The 18,712-nt window shown below is 55.6% G+C and carries 17 protein-coding genes; 8 read left to right on the forward strand and 9 right to left on the reverse strand.

Features of this window, described 5'->3' with window-relative positions; genetic code table 11:
* The first annotated feature begins 7 nt into the window (after positions 1–7).
* Positions 8–373 (forward strand): winged helix-turn-helix transcriptional regulator, encoded by a 366-nt coding sequence (locus tag EGT74_RS26260; RefSeq protein ID WP_123849578.1) that lies wholly within the window; start codon positions 8–10, stop codon positions 371–373.
* A gap of 4 nt (positions 374–377) precedes the next feature.
* Here EGT74_RS26260 and EGT74_RS26265 read toward each other — a convergent pair whose 3' ends face one another.
* Entirely contained in the window at positions 378–1,277 is a 900-nt protein-coding gene (locus EGT74_RS26265) for an arginase family protein (protein WP_158618307.1), read from the reverse strand.
* A gap of 102 nt (positions 1,278–1,379) precedes the next feature.
* On the opposite strand from EGT74_RS26265, the gene EGT74_RS26270 reads away from it, so the two are divergent.
* Positions 1,380–2,204 (forward strand): SOS response-associated peptidase, encoded by an 825-nt coding sequence (locus EGT74_RS26270; RefSeq protein ID WP_123849580.1) that lies wholly within the window; start codon positions 1,380–1,382, stop codon positions 2,202–2,204.
* A gap of 235 nt (positions 2,205–2,439) precedes the next feature.
* Here the strand turns inward: EGT74_RS26270 and EGT74_RS26275 are convergent, their stop codons facing one another.
* From EGT74_RS26275 to EGT74_RS26290, 4 genes are all read right to left on the reverse strand, one after another.
* On the reverse strand, positions 2,440–4,014 hold the full coding sequence (locus EGT74_RS26275; protein ID WP_123849581.1) for a SusD/RagB family nutrient-binding outer membrane lipoprotein: 1,575 nt from the start codon (positions 4,012–4,014) through the stop codon (positions 2,440–2,442).
* Positions 4,015–4,020: 6 nt separating this feature from the next.
* Positions 4,021–7,182: a SusC/RagA family TonB-linked outer membrane protein gene (locus tag EGT74_RS26280; protein ID WP_123849582.1), complete on the reverse strand. Its 3,162-nt coding sequence runs from the start codon at positions 7,180–7,182 to the stop codon at positions 4,021–4,023.
* Between the two features lie 465 nt (positions 7,183–7,647).
* Positions 7,648–8,724, reverse strand: coding sequence for a LacI family DNA-binding transcriptional regulator (locus EGT74_RS26285; protein ID WP_123849583.1), 1,077 nt, complete (start codon positions 8,722–8,724; stop codon positions 7,648–7,650).
* Positions 8,725–9,172: 448 nt separating this feature from the next.
* Positions 9,173–9,496, reverse strand: a complete 324-nt coding sequence (locus tag EGT74_RS26290) for a YegP family protein (protein ID WP_123849584.1) — start codon at positions 9,494–9,496, stop codon at positions 9,173–9,175.
* Positions 9,497–9,642: 146 nt separating this feature from the next.
* Between EGT74_RS26290 and EGT74_RS26295 the strand changes: the two genes are divergently transcribed.
* Complete coding sequence (locus tag EGT74_RS26295) at positions 9,643–10,095, forward strand: hypothetical protein (RefSeq protein WP_123849585.1); 453 nt, start codon at positions 9,643–9,645, stop codon at positions 10,093–10,095.
* A 2-nt stretch (positions 10,096–10,097) separates the two neighbouring features.
* Here the strand turns inward: EGT74_RS26295 and EGT74_RS26300 are convergent, their stop codons facing one another.
* On the reverse strand, positions 10,098–10,916 hold the full coding sequence (locus EGT74_RS26300) for an aminotransferase class IV (RefSeq protein ID WP_123849586.1): 819 nt from the start codon (positions 10,914–10,916) through the stop codon (positions 10,098–10,100).
* On the reverse strand, positions 10,913–12,091 hold the full coding sequence (locus EGT74_RS26305; protein WP_246008309.1) for a DmpA family aminopeptidase: 1,179 nt from the start codon (positions 12,089–12,091) through the stop codon (positions 10,913–10,915). Before EGT74_RS26305 ends, EGT74_RS26300 begins: the two co-directional genes overlap by 4 nt.
* A gap of 65 nt (positions 12,092–12,156) precedes the next feature.
* Here EGT74_RS26305 and EGT74_RS26310 point away from each other — a divergent pair, with 65 nt between their 5' ends.
* Both EGT74_RS26310 and EGT74_RS26315 read left to right on the forward strand, forming a co-directional pair.
* Positions 12,157–13,152 carry a bestrophin family protein gene (locus EGT74_RS26310; RefSeq protein WP_123849587.1) on the forward strand — a complete coding sequence of 332 codons (996 nt, stop codon included), beginning with the start codon at positions 12,157–12,159 and terminating at the stop codon, positions 13,150–13,152.
* 128 nt (positions 13,153–13,280) lie between these two features.
* A complete protein-coding gene (locus tag EGT74_RS26315) occupies positions 13,281–13,865 on the forward strand; it encodes a hypothetical protein (protein ID WP_246008310.1) in 585 nt (194 codons plus the stop codon).
* Positions 13,866–14,252: 387 nt separating this feature from the next.
* Here the strand turns inward: EGT74_RS26315 and EGT74_RS26320 are convergent, their stop codons facing one another.
* Both EGT74_RS26320 and EGT74_RS26325 read right to left on the reverse strand, forming a co-directional pair.
* The gene (locus tag EGT74_RS26320) at positions 14,253–15,020 is read right to left on the reverse strand and encodes an alpha/beta fold hydrolase (protein WP_123849588.1); all 768 of its coding nucleotides are present in this window, start codon (positions 15,018–15,020) and stop codon (positions 14,253–14,255) included.
* Between the two features lie 120 nt (positions 15,021–15,140).
* A complete protein-coding gene (locus EGT74_RS26325) occupies positions 15,141–15,515 on the reverse strand; it encodes a rhodanese-like domain-containing protein (RefSeq protein WP_123849589.1) in 375 nt (124 codons plus the stop codon).
* Positions 15,516–15,685: 170 nt separating this feature from the next.
* Between EGT74_RS26325 and EGT74_RS26330 the strand changes: the two genes are divergently transcribed.
* From EGT74_RS26330 to EGT74_RS26340, 3 genes are all read left to right on the forward strand, one after another.
* Positions 15,686–16,237, forward strand: a complete 552-nt coding sequence (locus EGT74_RS26330; protein ID WP_123849590.1) for a J domain-containing protein — start codon at positions 15,686–15,688, stop codon at positions 16,235–16,237.
* A gap of 491 nt (positions 16,238–16,728) precedes the next feature.
* Positions 16,729–17,211 (forward strand): RDD family protein, encoded by a 483-nt coding sequence (locus EGT74_RS26335; protein WP_123849591.1) that lies wholly within the window; start codon positions 16,729–16,731, stop codon positions 17,209–17,211.
* 237 nt (positions 17,212–17,448) lie between these two features.
* Positions 17,449–18,282 carry a TylF/MycF family methyltransferase gene (locus tag EGT74_RS26340; RefSeq protein WP_123849592.1) on the forward strand — a complete coding sequence of 278 codons (834 nt, stop codon included), beginning with the start codon at positions 17,449–17,451 and terminating at the stop codon, positions 18,280–18,282.
* Positions 18,283–18,712: the final 430 nt, after the last annotated feature.

The raw sequence follows: 18,712 nt of genomic DNA on the forward strand, positions 1-18,712 counted from the left end.
CCCGATCATGATCACGCTCCGCGATAAAACATATACCTGTCCCATCGATGTGTCCCTGTCGTTTGTAAACGGCAAATGGAAAATACTGATACTGGGTCACCTGCATCAGTTTGAAAAAAGCAGTTACAGTCACCTGCGCGAAAACCTGCCGGGCGTGTCGGAGAAGATGCTGGCGCAGCAGCTGAAGGAACTGGAAGGGGATGGGCTGCTGATGAAAAACGTTCTGTCGGCCAAACCCTACCGCGTGGAATACACCCTCACGGAACGCGGCCGTTCCCTTGCGCCGCTCACGGCATTCCTGAGCGAATGGGGCATTGATTACCTGAAAGAAAACGGGATCGACTACCTGAAAGATCAGCACCTGTACAAATAACGGCTCAGGGGAAAGCACGGCCGAGGCTTTCCGTTATGGCCGCGGCAATGAGCCCGTGCTCGTCGAGCTGGGGATTGAAAACGGTGATGCTCATGCCGGTGATTTTTCCGGTGAGCAGCAATTGCCGGAGGAGATGCTCCACCTCATCAAACCGCAGCCCTCCCGGCAACCGGTAGTCTACAGCGGGGTTCAATTCATCGGACAGTACATCCATATCGAAATGTATCCAGTAGTTTTTGAGGGGCGATGCATCTATCTGCCCGAGCACCTGCGTGGTCACGGCCGTCATGCCCTGCTCGCGGATGGTTTGGAGCGGGAAGCGGCGGATGGCTGTTTCGCGGATGTCCGGGGAACCGTAAAGTATGGTTTCTTCTTCGTCGCGCTGGCCGATGTGGATGACGTTTTTTTCCTGTATATACGGTTCCCTGCCGTTGATATCTGTCAGAATGGAGGGGCCGTGGCCGGTGACCAGCGCGAGGTCCATATCAGCCGTCTCGCCTGTTACGGAAGTTTCCGGGCTGTAGAAATCGGCATGCGCGTCGATGAAAATGAGGCCGTTAGGACCGTATGGCTGCAGGGCGCTCAGGATGCCCAGCAGGATACTGCAATCGCCGCCTAAAACAAGCACAAACCGGTTTCTTTGTACCGTTTCATCAACAGCCGCTCCCAACTGCAAGGAGAACTCGCGGAGCGTGCCGGGATTCAGGCATTGGGTGACCGGATCTCTTTTGGGGTTGTACCGGTCGTTGAGTGTGGGGACATGTATGACGGGCAACTGGTCGTTCAGCTGTTCCGCCAGCCCCGCCTGCAGCAGGCTTTGGGCCAGCAGTTCTACTCCCGAATGGCGCAATCCCAGTATAGACGGCGCCGAGAGTATCTGTATATGACGGCGTTGGAACGACATGCCAACAAAGGCGCAAAGTGTATGCCATAACGTTTTCCTCCTTGCCACTGCTGCCTCATTTCCCGGGAATTTCACTATTTTGCCGGCATTAAAAACAAGCCGATGTGCTATAGTTTCAGTGCCGACTTTCCCGAACTGGGCCGCGACCCCATGGCCGGCAGAACTTTCTCCCTCGAAGATCATCCCGAATTGCTGGAGCCGGTGATCGACGGGCTCAATTTCCCGCAGGTGAATGTACTCGCCAAAACCGAAGGCAAAGACGATTACGAAGTGACCGCCCAGCACTGGGGCTTTTTACCCGGCTATATCAGCAACGCCACCGCCGCCGCACAAATGCGGAAAGGCTATAAGGACGTGTCGGGACAGTTCGTAATGCCCAACCCGTTGCTGAACGCCAGGGGAGAGGAACTATTGCTGCCCCGGAAGATATTCCGCGGCGCGGCACTCGAAAAACGGGTACTGGTGCCTGCCAACGGTTTCTACGAATGGATGCATCATTACCCGATGGGAAAAAAAGGGCAGCGCCTGAAAACACATATTTCCATCCCGCATTTCATCTACATGCGGGAGCAGCCGGTGTTCTACCTGGCCGGTATCAGCAGAACGTGGACGGATCAGGAAACGGGAGAGATGACCGATACCTTTTCCATCGTCACCACGGACGCCAACGAGCTGTTATCGAAAATCCACAACAGCAAAAAACGCATGCCCGTTATCCTTCCGCCGGCACTGGCCGAGGAATGGCTGATGCATACGAACATGAGCGAAGAACGCATCCGCGAGCTCGCCGTTCACCAGCAGCGGAGCGAGATGATGGATGCCTATACGATCGGGAAGGATTTTAAAGCCTCGCCGGCGCCTAAAACCAAAGTGGCTTACCGGGAGCTGGAAGAAGATACCAACGGCACGCCCTTGACATTGTTTTAAACGATAGCCGCTTTTAAATAGGAATGTCCGCCGCATTGCGTGGCGGACATTTTATTACAACTGAATGCCGAAAACCAGCGCCAGCAGTACTAACAATAACCAGATGAGAAATTCCATTGGGTCAATCTTTTCCTGCAGATCATACCTGTGATGGATCTGCAACGTGTATGTTGAATTCCACAGGAATGCAAATATAATAAAGCAGCCGGTATCATCGATCACCGGCTGCTTCGTATCAGTTCGTCGGAACGGGATATTCCGCCAGCGGTTTTTTATCCCACCAGAGCCTCGTGAAGTTTTCGTCCGGCCCGCCCAGCATGCCTACTGCGGCATCATACGCCGCCCGGTTGGTGGATATTTCCACGGGCGGATAGGTCACTCTCCGCACCAGCCCGGTCCGCGGAATGTTGGGGCTTTCGGTAGCGATGATGGCATATCCTCTGGGGTAACCGGTCCTTCTCCTTTCGGCCCAGGCTTCCCAGCCGTCGGGGTAAAGGGCGATCCATTTCTGGGTGATGATCTGTTCGAGGCGGCGCTCAAAACTGCCTGCATCGTCGTATTTGACGGGAATGTCGCTCATGGCCGGGCTGTTCCATTTGTCCGCCAGCGCTGCGGGCGTGGTAGTGCGGTTCTGGTAGTCGGTGATCTCCGTACCGGTAGCGGCTACACGTTCAGACAGCGAGAGGGCGATGCCCTGGTTGTACAGGTCCTTCGCAGTACCGCCCATGTTCCAGCCCCGGAGCGCACCTTCCGCGCGCAGAAAGGCCACTTCCGCGGCGCTCAGCACACGGTTGGGGGTGAGGGTGCCTTTACGGTCGGGGGAGAGCCATTTGGCGCCAACGAACGACGTTACATTGGCCAGCTGGCTGCCTCTTTCGGAGGCGGGTAGCCCGTTGCGCAGGCCGGTGAATTTACCGCCGGTCACGGAAGGGGAAAAGTATTCCTGCATGCGCCGGTCGTTATACCCGGTGAGCGCGCTGATCATGGTGGCGCTGGCGCGGAAGTCGATCAGGTAGGTGATGCGCGATAATATATTCACGCTGTTGGTGGTGGACAATACGTGGGCGTTATCGTCGTTGGTGGTGATCACGCCGTCCGCGACGGCTTTTTCCGCCTGCGTTCTGGCGGTAGACGGGTTGGCGTAAGCGATGCGCAGCGCCAGGCGCAACCGCATCGAATTGGCGAGCTTCAGCCACCTGGCGGCGCTGCCGGCATATACCTGGTCGTGCGTGCCGAAGCCATTGGCTGTGGGGTGCTGTTTCAGCACGGCGGCCGCTTCGTCGAGCGTTTTGAAGAAATCCGCGTAGATATCTTCCTGCCTGTCGAAAGCCACGCTGTTGCTCTGTTCCCCGAAATGTGAATAGATCACCGGCCCGAAATAATCGGTCATCCTGCCGTACAGCACCACGCGCCATATTTTCGCGATGGCATTGGCTACGGGGAGGTTATTTTCCGCGGTGACTTTTTCGGTGAGGAACAGCTGCGGAGCGGCCTTTGTATAAAAGTCCTTCCAGAACAGATCCACCCACGAGCCGTTCGGCACGAACTGGTCGGTGCTGAAGCTGGCCGGCACGCTCGTGAAATACTGGGCGTACATGTCGGCATGCAACGTTTGCCCCACTTCCACATATACGGCGCAAAGCCCGTGGTACTGCGAAAACGCAAACGCCTGTCCGATCAGGGCGGGAGAGATGTCGTCTTCCGGCAAAAGGTTTTCCGGCGTGTTCAGTTTGTCGAACCGTTTGGTGCAGCCCGTAACCGCCAGGCAGAGCAGCAGCCATATGAGGAGAGATTGGATATGCTTTTTCATCGTCTTCTATTTAAAGTTGATTTTGATGTTGGCGCCGAATGCGCGGGAAGGGGGCAATGCGAACGACTGGAAACCTTCCGAGATCGTGCCGGTGCCTTCGGTGTAGTCCGGGTCGAGGCCGGGGGCGGCGCGGTGCAGGAAAAACAGGTTCCTGCCTACGAGCGACACCTGCACCGCTGCGAGCGGGCCTTTGGCGAAGAGTTTTTCGGGAAGCTGGTAACCGAGCGTAAACTCGCGCAGGCGTGTATTGGTGGCGGAACGCACGAACATTTCACCCACCGGCGCGGTGCGGCCGCCGAGGAATTGCCACAGCTGCTGGGCGGTAACGGGGATGTTGTTTTCGGAACCGTCCGCCTTGTACGCGGGGTACTGCGAAAGGATGTTTTTGCCGAAAACGAGCCCGCCTTCGCGGCCCTGCAGCGTTTCTTTCACGAGGCCTTCACCATAGAGGATGGCGTCGGTAAAGGAGGCGATGTCGCCGCCCTGTTTATGGCTGATCACGAAGCCGGCGGACCAGTTTTTGAGCGTGAAACTGGCGCTTACGCCACCCGTCCAGTCCGGGTTCACATTGCCCAGCAGCACCGTTTTGCCGGGCGTGGTGATGGGCAGGCCGTTGGCGCTGACGGTGATGCGGCCTTTGCTGTCGCGCGCGAAACCCTTTCCGTAAATCTGCCCGAAGGGCTGCCCTTCTTCCAGCACAAAATTCCGCATGTAGGTGTCGCCGCCCACGATGAGCGTGGGAATGTCGGCGGACAGTTCCCGCACGGTGTTCGTGTTCCGGGCGAAGTTGAGGTTCAGGTCCCAGGTGAAGTCGGCGGTTTTAACGGGCGTGGTGTTGAGGATGACTTCGATGCCGCGGTTCTCCACATCGCCGCCGTTGGTATAAAAATTCAGGGCGCCGCTGCCCACGGGGAGCGCCTGTAAAAATATCTGGTTGCTGGTGTTGGTGCGGTAGGCGGTCACGTCCAGGCCGATGCGGTCGTGCAGCAAACGCAGTTCCAGACCCGCTTCCAGCGAACGCGTGATTTCCGGTTTCAGGTTTTTGTTGGGCAGGGTGGTGTTGAGCGACAGGTAACCCGTGTTCCCGCCCGCCACGCTGGCGGCATACCGTTGCAGCAGGCCGGGCGAGGCGCCGTTGCCTACCTGCGCCCAGGAGCCGCGCACCTTCAGGTAAGTGATGGCGGCGGGCAGTTGCGCCAGTTCGGAGATAAGGGCGCTGATACCGGCCGAGGGATAAAAATACGAGCGGCTGTTGGCGGCGAGTGTGGAGCTCCAGTCGTTGCGACCCGTCAGCTCCAGGAACAGCGCGTCTTTCCAGCCGATTTGCGCATTGGCGTATACCGATTGCGTTTCCATGGCCACGCCGGGCGTATACACCGCTGCGGGCGCGAGGGCCACGTTGGAGAGCGCGAAGAAGTTGGGAATGCTCATGCCCGTGCCGGTGTTGGCGGTGAGGGCGTCGTCTTTCGTGTGGCGGATCTCCGCCCCGGCATTGGCAGTCAGGGCCCAGTCCGCATGCAGTTTTTTGGTATAGCTCAGCAGCACGTCGCCGCTCACGAGCAGGGAAGAGCCTTTCCCTACGGCGTAACGGCCGGATGGGTCGCGGTAGGTGCCGTAGTAGGATTTTTCTTCGAGGGCGGTGGCTTCCCCGTCGAACGACCCGCGGGCGGTGGCGCGGAAGGCGGGGGAGAACTGGTAGCTGAGCGAGGCGAGCCCCATGAGCCGGTCGGCTTTGTTGTAGCGCAGGTTGCGGTAGAGCGTCCAGTATGGGTTGGCGCCCGTGATGGTGCCGGGGCTCCAGTAGTTCTGCCGCATAACGCCGAGCACCGGGTCCTTGAACTCGAATTTCCGCACGGCCGCGTCGCTGATGCTGGCGGGCATGGTGGCCATTTGGCGCAGCGGGTTGAAGCTGGATTCCCCTTCGTCGAGGCGGTTGCTGATCTTTTGTTTCATGTAATCGAGTTTCACGTCCATGGTCAGTTTGGACGTAAGCTGGTTGGTGATGCGGAGCGCGGCGTTATGGCGGGTGAGTGCGTTTTCCGGCAGAATGCCTTCGCCGTTGGTATAGGTGTAGGAAAACAGCGTGCGCGCCTTTTCGTTGCCTGCGCTCACGGCCACGTTGGTGGCCCAGTTGCGGCCGGTGCGGAACATGTTCTCCCGCGCGTCCGGATGAGGGCTGTAGGCGTATTTTTTATCCGCATCGGCCGGGTCGAGGCTCCAGGTGTCCACTTCGCGCCCGTCGAGCTTGCCACCCCACGACGATTCGGAGGTTTTGAGGTAGTTGCCGGAAACGCCCTGGCCGTACGCATACTGGTAGGGGATGGAATGAATGGCGCGCTCGGCCATGTAGGTGGAATTGACGCTCACATTGACACCGGATTTCCCCCGTTTGGTTTCGATGACGATCACGCCGTTCTGCCCCGCGCTGCCGTAAAGCGCGGCGGCATTGGCGCCTTTCAGTACGTTGAGGGAGGCGATGTTGTCCATGTTGATGTCGGCGGGACTGGCCCTTACCACCACGCCGTCGATCACATACAGGGGCTGGCTGTTGCCGCTGATGGAGCGGTTGCCGCGCAGGGTGACCCTCGCCTGGGAGCCCACGCCGCTGGAGCCGGAGTTGATATTGAGCCCGGCCACCTTTCCCTGCAGTGCGTTCATCATGTTCAGCTCGCGCGCTTCGGTCAGTTCCTGCGTGCTGACGCCCTGTGTGCTGTAGGTAAGCGTTCTTTTCTTGCGCTCGAGGCCAAGGGCCGTTACCACCACCGTTTCCAGCGCTCGCACGGCCGTTTCGAGGTGCACGTTGAGCTCCGCCTGGCTGTTGACGGACACTTCCTTTCGCTGGTAGCCGGTATAGGAAAACAGCAGGATGCCGTCGGGCGGAACGTTGATGCTGAAGCGGCCCGCTTCGTTGGTAAGCGCGGAGCGGTTGCCTGATTTCAGCACGATGGTGACGCCGGGCAATGGTATGCCGCCTTCGCCGGTCACGAGGCCTTTTACCGGGATGTCTTTAGCGGCAGGGGCCGGTTGCGCCGAAGCCGTGCCGGCGGCGAAAAACAGGCAGCACAGTGCTGTGAGCAGCTTTTGCCGCAGCAGGTGATTTTTGATGAGCAGAAGAGAGCGGGTGGCGAAGCCAAAACAACCCGTTCGCAACGAAACGTTGACGGCCATAGAGCATTAAATTTTGGTTTTCAGAAATATTAGCGCGTGAAGGGTACATTCATTTCCCGGTAACGTTACCGGAGTTACTGCAAACGATGCCCTTCATCCTGGATTAAAGCCTGATCCTTCAAAGTAAATAAGGTGCCATGGTCTGCTGGTCATTCAATAAAGCACAGATGCCGTGATGTCGGGAACAGCATCTTCTTTTCGTAATCCGGTAACGTTACCGTAATTGGACCAAAAGCACTTTCATATCCCACGTCCTGAAAATTGTAAATCGTTGTTGGCTGTACAGGCAGGAGAGGAGCTTTCATGCGCATGCAGCGCCGTCATTTCTCCCGCACAGACAGGTCTCCCGCTCAATTCAAATAGAAAGCTGTAATGTCTGCACAATGCAATACGGGCGCAACCCATTCATCTCATGAAAGCCGTAACGGTTTCCCTGCAACACAATACGGGCATACCCCGTTCATCTCAAAAATTATAGAAGCTGTAGTTTTTCCTTGTTATGATATCGATCGGCATAAAGGTGACCTTCTCTGCCGGCGCGCCTGCGGCCAGGTGCCGGTAAAGCGTCATGACCCCTTTATACGCCTGTTCCAGCGGTTTCTGGCAGATCAGGAAATCGATCACGCCTTTTTCGATATACTCGATATTCTCGGTCACAAAATCGTATCCCATGAGTATCACTTTCCGGTCGAGCTGCCCGATGAAAGGCGCTACATTCGATACCCTGGAGTTGGTCACAAACACCACCCGGATGTTGGGCTGCTGCCGGAATACGGCCGCCAGCTCCTTTTCGATCGATTTCGGGTCGGTTTGATGGATGTTGATCTTCAGTATCTGGTTATCCCAGCGGTGGGTCCGGAAATAGTCCCTGAACCCCTCTTCCTTTTTCAGCAGATGGTGCTGGTCGTCGAGCTCCTTTGAAATATTCACGATAAGAATACTGTCGTCTTTACCGATGAGGTAACTCACCAGGTGCGCCGCCAGTCCGCCGCTGGCCTGCAGGTTGGGGCCGATGTAAGCCAGGCTGTCCGTATCCGGCAGGTCGGAATCCATCAGCACATACGGGATATGCTGCTGCCGGCACTTCTGCACAAACGCGATCGACTCTTCCATGAACGAAGGCGCGAACAGCAGCCCGTCCGGTTTTGCTTTCAGCACCAGTTGCGCCTGCTGCCGGAAGGAGCGGATGGAATCCTGGTCGTAAAAGAACTTTTCCACCACCACGCCCAGCTGGCCGATTTCGGCGGCCGCCATATCGATGCCTTTCAGCGGCCCTTCCCAGAAACTGGTTTCTTTGGAGCTGGCGGGCACCAGGGTGGCGATCCTGAACTGTTTGGCCAGGGAAAGCCGCCTTGCGTGGATGTTGGGCTGGTAGTTCAGCTCACGGATGATCTGCTGCACTTTTTCTTTCGTGCCCGGCGCCAGCCCCGGCCGGTCATGGATCACACGGTCTACCGTGGCAATCGATACATTCGCCCGCCTGGCGATTTCTTTGATGCCCGGCAGTTGCAGTCCTTTTTGATCCTTTCTGGGTGACTTCATAGCATTTGCGGTTAGGAATGATCTGGTACCGAAAATAGCAAAAAATCAACCGGAACCATATTTGCCGTAACCTGAGAACGGGAACAGGAGTATCTCCCTGCATTGCGGGACATACAGACCATCGCGCATTCACATCCCGGGAATTTTCCGGGTTGCCCGGTAACGTACCCGAAAATAATCAAAATATTAATCCGCAGGATCTTTTTCCTGTCACTTTTATGTGTGCAGGCAGGGAGTTTGAGAAATTATACCTGAATTGTGTACGTTACCGGAAAGAGGGGATAAAATTTCATCAGCGCAACGAGAATGAGCAGGAGAAACCCGCCCGGCGGCTATCCGTTTCAACGGTAATGCAGGAGGGTGTTTGCTTCGAAACAGAAAGGCAGGAACCGTATGGGATAAAAAAACGCCGTTCCCCTGGGAGAACGGCGAAATGTTGCGCGTCGTTTTATTCTTCTACCGTAGCGCCGGGTGCATTCGCTTTGACGGATGCAATCCCGTTTTCCCTGCCGGACGAACTGTCGTACATTTCGCTGGTGCCGATCACCTGTGCATTGGCTGCTTTCAGATTAAAATAATACCGGCCGTCTTTAGCGGTCAGTTTCTCGTAACGCTCGTCCACCTGGGAATTTGTCCGTACGGACTCAATCCCGTTTTTACAGGCGGATTTGGATGTATAACTTTCGCTGACGAGAATGGTTTCGCCGTTGCCGGCCTTGAGTTTGAAACGGTGCTCTCCGTTGGAGCTTGGGGTGATAACAAATTTGGCCATAAGATGTGGTTTTAGTTATACTAAAGATAACAAAAATCGGCAAGAGATCAATCCACCAGTCCGTCGATCGTTTTCATGCGGTTAAAGATAACCATCCTTATGGAATTCGTACCTTACGGGCATCCTGTTGAAACAAATACGTCATCATGAAATATCTCCTCCTGCTCACCGCCGCCCTGTTAAGCCTGCAGCCCGTAATGGCCTGTAAATGCAGGGAGATGCCGCGGCTCGACAGCCTCGCCCAACTGAAAGACTACCAGTTCATCGCCCGCGTCAGGATCATCGACGACGGCGACCATAAAACGCTCAACGGAAACGGGCAGCCAGGCGTGCTGCGCTTCAAGGTCGTGCGCCTTTTCAAAGGCCGGCAGCGCACGCAGATACTGGAGATGGCCAAAGGCTCCAGCTGCGATATGTATATCGGCAAAGGGGAGGAGTGGATCATTTTCGGCAAGCTGCAGAACGGGAAACTGAGCATCGGGCCCTGCGACCGGAACATCCTGTACCGGCCCGCAACGGGAGGAGTGGAGGCTATTTCCCAAAGCGCGTCGGAAGTGCTGAAGAAACTGCAGGAACTATACCGGAAGAAAACCGCCTGACGTTATTGGTGCCTCCTGGCCGTCAGCAGCCGTGTGAAAATCTCCGTGGTGATCTTGCCTGGCCTGCCGTCGCCCACCGGTTTCCCGTCTATTTGCAGCACAGGCATCGCTTCTTTGGTGGTGCTGCTGATAAAGGCTTCGGCGGCGTCGTCGAGGTCCTGCAGCTGAAGGTCCGCTTCCCGCACGGGCAGATCGGTATAGGCCAGTATTTTTTTGCGGGTGATGCCTTTCAGGATGTTGCTGGCGGGTGTGAGTATTTCACCCTGTTTCGTGACGATGAAGAAGTTGGCCCGGGGGCACTCGCGTAGCGCGCCCTGCTGGTGGTACAGCACATCGTCCGCGCCGCGGGCTTTCAGCTGCGGCTGCAGGTAGATGGCCTGCAGGTAATCGATGGTTTTTACTTCCGGTAGTTGCCGCTGGTAATCGTGGGTGATGAGGCGCAACCCTTTGTGAAAGGCGCCGGCATCGAAAATAAACGGCGACTGGGTAATGAGCAGGTTGGGCTGGGCGGGCGTGTAGCCGTTGTCCGAATAACCGCCCGTTAAAGTAAGGCGGATGCCTGCATCGGGCAGGTTGTTCTTTTCGATCAGCCCTGTAATCAGTTGTTTGAGCTGCGCCCGGTCTTCCGCCACCGGCAGGTGCATGAAGGCCGCGGAATGGTAAAACCGGTCGAGGTGATCGTCCAGGAAGCCGGGGCGGTTAGCGGTGATCCGGAAATAATCGAATATGCCGTAACCGCGTTGCACGGCGAGGTCGCTGACCAGGATCTTTGCTGCTTCTTCCGCCACGAAGGCGCCGTTGATGATGGCATAAGTGCTCATGGCCGGATGCTGTTGTGCTGTTGGAGAATGGGAATTACTTTGTTGAGCGGGAGCGCTTCCATCTGGCGGCCGTTCCGTCCTGTAGTATGCCGGGCGGTGAACAGCGAATTGATGATCGCTTCTTCGGTCGCTTCAATCACGGCCATGAACAGGGGCGATACCGCATCGTTCTGCAGCAGGGTCTGGCTGACGGTCGACGACTGGCCGGAGTGAGGAATGCGCAAGCCCTCCGCAACGGAAAATGCGATAACGTAATCGCCGCTGCCGTTGGAGGCGATGCCGCCCGTTTTCCCTAACCCGAGCATGGCCCTTTTAGCCAGCCGTAGAAGATTGCGGTGATCGAGCGGCGCGTCTGTCGCTACCACGATCATGCAGGAGCCGTCCACATCCTGCAGCAGCCGGTCGCTGAAGTCGAATTTTTTTAATTGTTCCCCTACCGGCACACCGTCTACCTGTAACGCCCCTCCGAAATTACTCTGCACGAGCACGCCTACGGTATAGCCGCCGAGGCTGGCGGGCAGTTTGCGGGAGGCGGTGCCGATGCCGCCTTTGAACCCGAAGCAGATGGTGCCGGTGCCGGCGCCTGCAACACCTTCCTCCACGGGGCCTCCGCGGGCGTTGCCGACCGCTGCGATCACATCCTCTTCTTTTACATGCCGGCCGCGTATATCGTTCAGGTAACCGTCGTTGGTTTCGCCTACCACGGCGTTCACGGATTGCGCGTTTTCATTCCCGCTTTGCTGCATGGTATAACCGATCAGCGCGTTCATGGCGGTGGGTACGCCGAGGGTATTGGTCAGCACGATGGGCGTTTCGATATTCCCCAGTTCATTCACCTGCGTGCTGCCTGCCAGTTTCCCGAAGCCGTTGCCCACATAAACCGCGGCCGGCACTTTTTCCTGGAAAATATTCCCGCCGTGTGGAAGAATGGCGGTGACACCGGTGCGGACAGAATCTCCTTTGATGAGCGTGGTATGGCCCACTTTAACACCGGCCACATCGGTGATGCTGTTCAGCGGTCCGGGCCGCATCACACCGATCACCACCCCATAGTCCCGCGCGCGCTTTTTTTCCTGCGCAGGGAGGATAGCCGGCCATATCATCAAAAACAGGAGGAAGGGCTTTTTCATCGTATTGCAATAATAATCATTTTTGAGGTGGGGGTGAAGCACCATGCCCCGCCGATTATCCGAAAAATAATTCTATTTTCAGCCCATCAACAACCATCCTTCCAACACATATGAACGTAGGCCGCAGCTACACCATCACGGAGTTCCTCCTCTGGACCCGCCGGAACATTTATAAACTGCTGCTCATCGCAGCCATCCCCACCGCGATATATTCGTTGCTGGGCTGGACCTGGATAGCCATTCCCTGGGTGCCCGTAGCGCTCGTGGGTACAGCCGCGGCATTCATCGTCGGTTTCCGCAATACACAGGTGTATAACCGCGCATGGGAAGCGCGCCAGATCTGGGGCAGCATCGTGAACAGCAGCCGCACCTGGGGCATCATGGTGAAAGATTATGTGCGCGGCGGCAACGAAAAAGACATTCACCGGCAACTCGTATACCGGCACATCGGCTGGCTTACCGCCCTGCGCTTCCAGCTGCGTGAGCCACGTACCTGGGAGAATATGAAAACAAGAAGCAACAACATCGAATACGCGAAACATTATAAAGTGCCGGAATGGGAAAGCAGCCTCGCCGATGAATTGCCGGCTTACCTGTCCGAAGAAGAGATCAACCACGTGCTTGCCAGAAAGAACCGCGCCACACAGCTCATCGCCCTCCAGTCGGCGCAACTGAAAGAATTGCAAAAGGGCGGGCAGCTGTCGGAATTGTGTTATGTGGAAATGGTCAACGTGCTCAAAGACCTGTATGATTACCAGGGCAGGAGCGAGCGCATCAAAAACTTTCCTTACCCGCGCCAGTTTTCCAGCATCGCCACCTATTGCATCCAGCTGCTGATATGGTTGCTGCCTTTCGGTTTGCTCAATGAATTTTCCCGCCTGGGCCATTGGGGCGTCTGGCTGACGGTGCCTTTTTCGGTGCTGGTGGGCTGGGTGTTCATGGGGCTCGAGCAGGTGGGCGAATCCACCGAAAATCCTTTTGAAGGCAGCGCGAACGACACGCCCATCACTTCCATGAGCCGCACCATCGAGATCGATCTGCGTGAAATGCTCGGCGAAACGGAACTGCCGCCGGCCATTGCGCCCATCCACAACATCCTGATGTAAAAGGTATGATGGATGTGCCGGTTCGTACGATTCAACAGCGCGTTATAACACCTGGGACAGGTAAATTGATTGTGTATTAGAAAAAATACCTATACTTGCGCATTGTAAACACCAAAAAACAAGGTAACATGAAGTTTTTCCGCCCCATTATGCTGATGGCTGCCGCAACCGCACTGGCCGCCAACGTACATGCCCAGCGCATCAGGGTCACTGATGGCAGCCTGGATGTACTGAAGAATGAAAAAGACATCAACATCGAGTATTCCTACAGCAACATGAAAGTGGGCAAATTCGATTCCGAAGCTGAATATGTGAAAAGCAGAACGGCAGAACTGAACAAGAAAGAATCCGGCCGCGGCGATACCTGGGCCAAAGCCTGGGAGGCCGACCGAAAAGACCGGTTCGAGCCCAAATTCGACGAACTGTTCACCAAAACGGCGGACATGACGCTGGCTAACAAGGCGAAGTACACCATCATCTTCAATACCACCTTCACCGAGCCGGGTTTTAACGTGGGCGTGATGAAAAAGAACGCTTATATCGACGGGGAGATCACCATCGTGGAGACGGCCGACAAAAGCAAGGTAGTCGCTAAAGCCACCATCGAAAAATCGCCCGGCAGAAGTTTCTGGGGCAACGATTTCGATACCGGCGAGCGTATCTCCGAAGCGTATGCCATGGCCGGAAAGGCGCTGGCTAAAAAAATAAAATAGATTTGTCATAACAGGTAAAAAGCCCCTGGAGCTGCTGCTTCAGGGGCTTTTTATGTTTGATGTTTCCCCGTGCGGAAACAGTGCTTTCCGCGCTTTCGCCAATGCTTCGTCATCGCATTGGTATGTTTTACCGCTTTCGGTCAGCGGGATGCACGGTAGGAATGCGGCAAACGGTATCGGCTTCGATCAGAGAAATCCGTTCGGCTCTTTCATTCTGTTTTTCGGAGCCGTTCGGCAAACGGTAGCTGTTTCGATCAGGGAAATCCGTTCAGCTCTTTTGTCATGTTTCCGGAGCCGTCCGGTAAAGGGTATCTGTTTCGACCAGAGAAACCAGTTCATCTTTTTCGTCACGTTTCCCGGCCGTTAGTCAAACGGTAGCTGTTTCGATCAGAGAAACCCGTTCAATGCCTTCATAAAGCTTTCGGGCCGCTCTGCGAACGGCATATGCCCGGTGCCGGGCACGGTGACCAGTGTCGCATTTTTCACCCGCCTGCGCAGCGCCTCCGCGCTATCGGCAGAAAACAGGTGGTCTTTTTCGCCGCGCATGATCACGAGGGGGCAGGCAATGCCCGTCACGGATTCGCCGGGATAGCCGTGCTCCCCGGGATCGAGCCACATGCTCACGAGCGTTTCGGTCAGCCGGTCGAAATCAGGGGCGGGGTTGAGGGCCTGGTAGGCCTCGTATGTTTCGGGGAATTTTTCCCGCCAGCTGTCCGGCGTGATCTGCATGAAACGTTCCCGCAGCGGCTCCTGGTTCCTCGCGTGCCAGTCGGCCCCGACCGTCACCACCCGTTCGATATGAAAAGGCGTGTTCTGTACCAGCCGGTAGGCCACGATGCCACCGTCGCTGAAGCCGAGGATGCTCAGGGAAGTCACCTGGAGCGCCGTCAGTACCTGCTCCACATCTTTTGCGATCATCTCGTAGGTGAGCCCTTTTTCGCCGAGCGTGGACTTTCCCTGCCCGCGGCTGTCGATACCGATGGTTTTATACTTCGGCCCCAGCCAGGGCAATATGCTGTTGAAGTCTTCCATATTGCCAAAGCCGCCGTGCAGCAGCAATAGCACAGGCTGATCGTTGCCGCCATGCACTTCGTAATAAATTTCAGCGCCGTTCGTCTGCAGGTGTGTGCCGGATTGGTGGTCGAATCGTTGCATATCAGTCAGGTTTTTGCGTACAGGGGCGGATCAAATTTCACGCCGGGCATTTTAATATGGCAAAACCCGCTTTCCTGAGCGGGTTTTGATAGGATCATTACAACAGTGCTGTTGGCGGTTTTATTGGGTGGGCAGGCCGGCTTCTTTCCAGGCCTTGATGCCGCCGTCGAGATGCGCTACATTGTCGTATCCCATCTGTTTCAGCGTTTGCACGGCCAGCGCGGAACGGCCTCCTCCGGCACAATGCAGTATCAGCCGGCTGTTTTTGTCGAATTCCGGTTTGTGGTAAGGCTGGGTGGCGTCCGCGTAGAATTCCAGCATGCCCCGCGGAGCGTGTACGGAACCGGGGATCTGGCCGCTTTGCACCAGCTCTTCGCTCTCCCTGATATCGATGAGCCTGGCGCCTGCCGCCAGTTCATTTTTCACCTGCTCCGGCGTCAGGTTCTCAATTTGTTGTTTGGCTTCTTTCACCAAATCGGTTACTGATTTTGTCATGATGTGCAGTTTTGAAGTTACAAACGCCTCGGGGGCGACTATTGATTATAAAGGGGTTAGAATGATTTCAAAGATACCGATTGGGCAGGAACCCACAAATAAAAAGGATTTTCGCTATATGTTGATGGATTTCATGTAAATTACATAGTATTATATCCCTATATATAAACATGCGCGACTATTATTACATCCTCGGTATTCCGCCGGATGCAACCGAAGCCGACATCAAAGCAGCTTTCAGAAAACTCTCCCACAGATTTCACCCGGATAAAAACAACGGGCGGCGTTTTTTCGAAGAAAGGTTCAAATCGATCCTGGAAGCCTATGCCGTGCTGTCCGATGCGGGCAAAAGAAAAGCATATGATGAAAAGCTGCGCCACTACCGCTCGTCGGGCATGAATGCAGCCGATTTGCGCCGGTTGGAGGTGGCGCTGGAGCGGATGTTCGAAGAGGAGTATAAAAAGCGGGAACAGGCCATCAGGGACGCCTATACTATGGGCGAACGGCCCATCCATGCAACTGCGGCGCAAAAAACAATTCCGGGTGAAGCGATACCGGCACCGGCAACGGGCGAAAAACCGCGCCCGGGTAAAAAGCTGCTGATAGCGGCATTGGCGGTTGCCATCATCATACTGGCCGTGTTGCTGTTTACCAGGAAACATCCGGCTGACGCCAGGGCAACCCCGCCACCGCCATCTACAGGGCAGAAACCGGGCGGTTAACGGCCTGCCGGGACCAGACCCGGGAAAAACGGTACAACCGGCCCTGAGCCGGTCAAAATGTGCATGAGTGCAGAAAAAATGTGCATGAGTGCAGAATCCGGGCAAAAATCGCCCCGGGTTCGTCATGTTATCCCGAAGGCCCGCTTCCGGCCGGAAATTGTACGCGAATGGACAAAAATTTGATCTGAGTGGAGATTCTGAGGGTAAAAGACGAACCTACAACGAACCTACACTGGGGGAAAGACGAACCTACGCCCAAAAGGGAAGATACGTTGTAGGTTCGTTGAAGGTTCGTTGTAGGTTCGTCTTTTACGGTGCATGCACTTTGGCACGGCCCTGTACATGACCGGTATCCGGGGTGGGAAACGACGGGGCCGGAGGATAGTGAAAACGCAGCCGTCGCTCCGGAAATCGGGCGGAAGATGTTATGTGTTGTCGGATAAATGAATTATTTTTTCTCTGCGAACTTTTTTTAACCTATATCCTTTACTATGGAATCTACCCAGGAACACCTGCTTGCCGACGAAGCCGTCGTGAATCTTGAAATGGCCTCCAGCGGAAAACGCTTTGCCAATTATCTCATCGACATTGCCAGTTTTTATGCATTCATTTTTGCATTGAGCCTGATCATCGTGATCTTCAATCCCACTTTTTTCGACGTATTCGAGAATGCCTCTGCGGGCGTGGACCTGCTCGACCGGCTGGTGACGCTGCTTTTGTACGGGCTCTACATGGGCACGGTGGAAGCGGTCTTTAAAGGGCGCACGCTCGGCAAGCTGCTCACGGGCACCAGGGCGGTGAACGAAGACGGCAGCACCATCAGCATGGGCACCGCATTCAAACGAGGCATCATCCGCGCCATCCCGTTCAACGCTTTCAGCGCGCTCGGTAATCCCTGTTATCCCTGGCAGGACAAATGGTCGGATACCTACGTGGTGGACGTGAAAAAATCCATCCTGCCGGCTAACGAATAGCGATATGACGGGAGATGGCTGCACCGGCCGCTGCGATGCCAGCACCGGCACCCCGCCGGTCGGTGCCCGCCTGTCCGGCTATTGATGTTCAGCCGGCAGGCTTCCCTCAACGGACGGCAAGATGCCGAAGGGGAGGCGTATATCCATAAAATTCCGGGTCTGCCGGGGAACCCCGTGATAAGCATCAAATTTTGAATTAATCTTTTCTTTGTTATTTTAGCACCCTAATTCAAAAGAATGACAGCCATTAACGAGAAGTACATCGATCTGATGAAAAACGTACTGATAGATATGCACCGGATTGAAAAAGGTGAATATCTGCCGGTCGCCAAAATGACCCTCTTCGGCAAAAAGAAAGTCTGGGGAGTGCTGGATAAATGGATGAAATCATACGGCATGGCCGTTTGCAAAGAGGTGAAATTCACGCCTGATCAGCGCCTGACGGGCCGCGACTGGCCGGTGAACGCCGACAGCATGATCGGTTTGAAACGGATGGAGAACATCGAATACTGCGTGAAGGAAGTCATCCGCAACAACGTGCCCGGCGATCTGATCGAAACCGGCGTTTGGCGCGGGGGGGCCACCATCTTCATGAGGGCCATCCTGTATGCATTCGGCGTGACCGACCGTACCGTGTGGGTGGCCGACTCTTTCGAGGGGCTGCCGAAGCCGGACGAAGCGAAATATGAGGCGGACAAGGGCGACATACACCACATATACCACAAAGAACTGGCGATTCCCCTGGAATCCGTGCAATACAACTTTAAGAAGTACGGCCTGCTCGACAACCAGGTGAAATTCCTGAAAGGCTGGTTCAAGGACACGCTGCCCACCGCACCGATCAAACAGCTGGCGGTAGCCCGCCTCGACGGTGATATGTATGAATCCACCATCGACGCGCTGAACAGCCTGTATCCCAAATTGTCCGTAGGCGGCTTCCTGATCGTCGACGACTGGGGCGCGGTGGAAGGCTGCCGCAAAGCGGTGCTCGACTATCGCGAAAAGCACGGCATTACCGAAGAAATTATCGATATAGACGGACTGGGCGTTTACTGGAAACGGGAGCGTTGATCCGACTGCGAAAACTTATCCTGTCAATGAGGCCGGCCTGTAAAGGGCCGGCCTTCTTTTTTGTCGTCACGCGGGCTGATATATCGGCGCACGCAACCGCGGTGAATGATATCACGTATACATATTTGCAGCCGCACGCGGGCTGATATATCGGCGCATGCAACCGCGGTGAATGATATCGCGTATACATATTTGCAGCCGCACGCGGGCTGATATATCGGAGCACGCAACCGCGGTGAATGATATCGCGTATACATATTTGCAGCCGCACGCGGGCTGATATATCGGCGCACGCAACCCCAATGTATGATTTACCCGTATACATACAATACAAACAAACCTGTGTAATTAACCAAACGAAAACATTTCAAATCGAACGAAACCCCGGTGTGGGCGTTAACAATTATATAATACACGCCGAGCCGTCCGG

Origin of the sequence: Chitinophaga lutea, from assembly GCF_003813775.1 — a bacterium.
GTDB lineage: Bacteria > Bacteroidota > Bacteroidia > Chitinophagales > Chitinophagaceae > Chitinophaga > Chitinophaga lutea.

Coding starts and splice junctions, on each gene's coding strand:
- EGT74_RS26315 (WP_246008310.1), top strand. CDS start 13,281: ATGAAGTTTTTCCGCCCCATTATGCTGATGGCTGCCGCAACCGCACTG.
- EGT74_RS26280 (WP_123849582.1), bottom strand. CDS start 7,182: ATGGCCGTCAACGTTTCGTTGCGAACGGGTTGTTTTGGCTTCGCCACC.
- EGT74_RS26340 (WP_123849592.1), top strand. CDS start 17,449: ATGACAGCCATTAACGAGAAGTACATCGATCTGATGAAAAACGTACTG.
- EGT74_RS26270 (WP_123849580.1), top strand. CDS start 1,380: ATGTGCTATAGTTTCAGTGCCGACTTTCCCGAACTGGGCCGCGACCCC.
- EGT74_RS26290 (WP_123849584.1), bottom strand. CDS start 9,496: ATGGCCAAATTTGTTATCACCCCAAGCTCCAACGGAGAGCACCGTTTC.
- EGT74_RS26275 (WP_123849581.1), bottom strand. CDS start 4,014: ATGAAAAAGCATATCCAATCTCTCCTCATATGGCTGCTGCTCTGCCTG.
- EGT74_RS26330 (WP_123849590.1), top strand. CDS start 15,686: ATGCGCGACTATTATTACATCCTCGGTATTCCGCCGGATGCAACCGAA.
- EGT74_RS26335 (WP_123849591.1), top strand. CDS start 16,729: ATGGAATCTACCCAGGAACACCTGCTTGCCGACGAAGCCGTCGTGAAT.
- EGT74_RS26260 (WP_123849578.1), top strand. CDS start 8: ATGATCACGCTCCGCGATAAAACATATACCTGTCCCATCGATGTGTCC.
- EGT74_RS26265 (WP_158618307.1), bottom strand. CDS start 1,277: ATGTCGTTCCAACGCCGTCATATACAGATACTCTCGGCGCCGTCTATA.
- EGT74_RS26325 (WP_123849589.1), bottom strand. CDS start 15,515: ATGACAAAATCAGTAACCGATTTGGTGAAAGAAGCCAAACAACAAATT.
- EGT74_RS26285 (WP_123849583.1), bottom strand. CDS start 8,724: ATGAAGTCACCCAGAAAGGATCAAAAAGGACTGCAACTGCCGGGCATC.
- EGT74_RS26310 (WP_123849587.1), top strand. CDS start 12,157: ATGAACGTAGGCCGCAGCTACACCATCACGGAGTTCCTCCTCTGGACC.
- EGT74_RS26320 (WP_123849588.1), bottom strand. CDS start 15,020: ATGCAACGATTCGACCACCAATCCGGCACACACCTGCAGACGAACGGC.
- EGT74_RS26305 (WP_246008309.1), bottom strand. CDS start 12,091: ATGGTGCTTCACCCCCACCTCAAAAATGATTATTATTGCAATACGATG.
- EGT74_RS26295 (WP_123849585.1), top strand. CDS start 9,643: ATGAAATATCTCCTCCTGCTCACCGCCGCCCTGTTAAGCCTGCAGCCC.
- EGT74_RS26300 (WP_123849586.1), bottom strand. CDS start 10,916: ATGAGCACTTATGCCATCATCAACGGCGCCTTCGTGGCGGAAGAAGCA.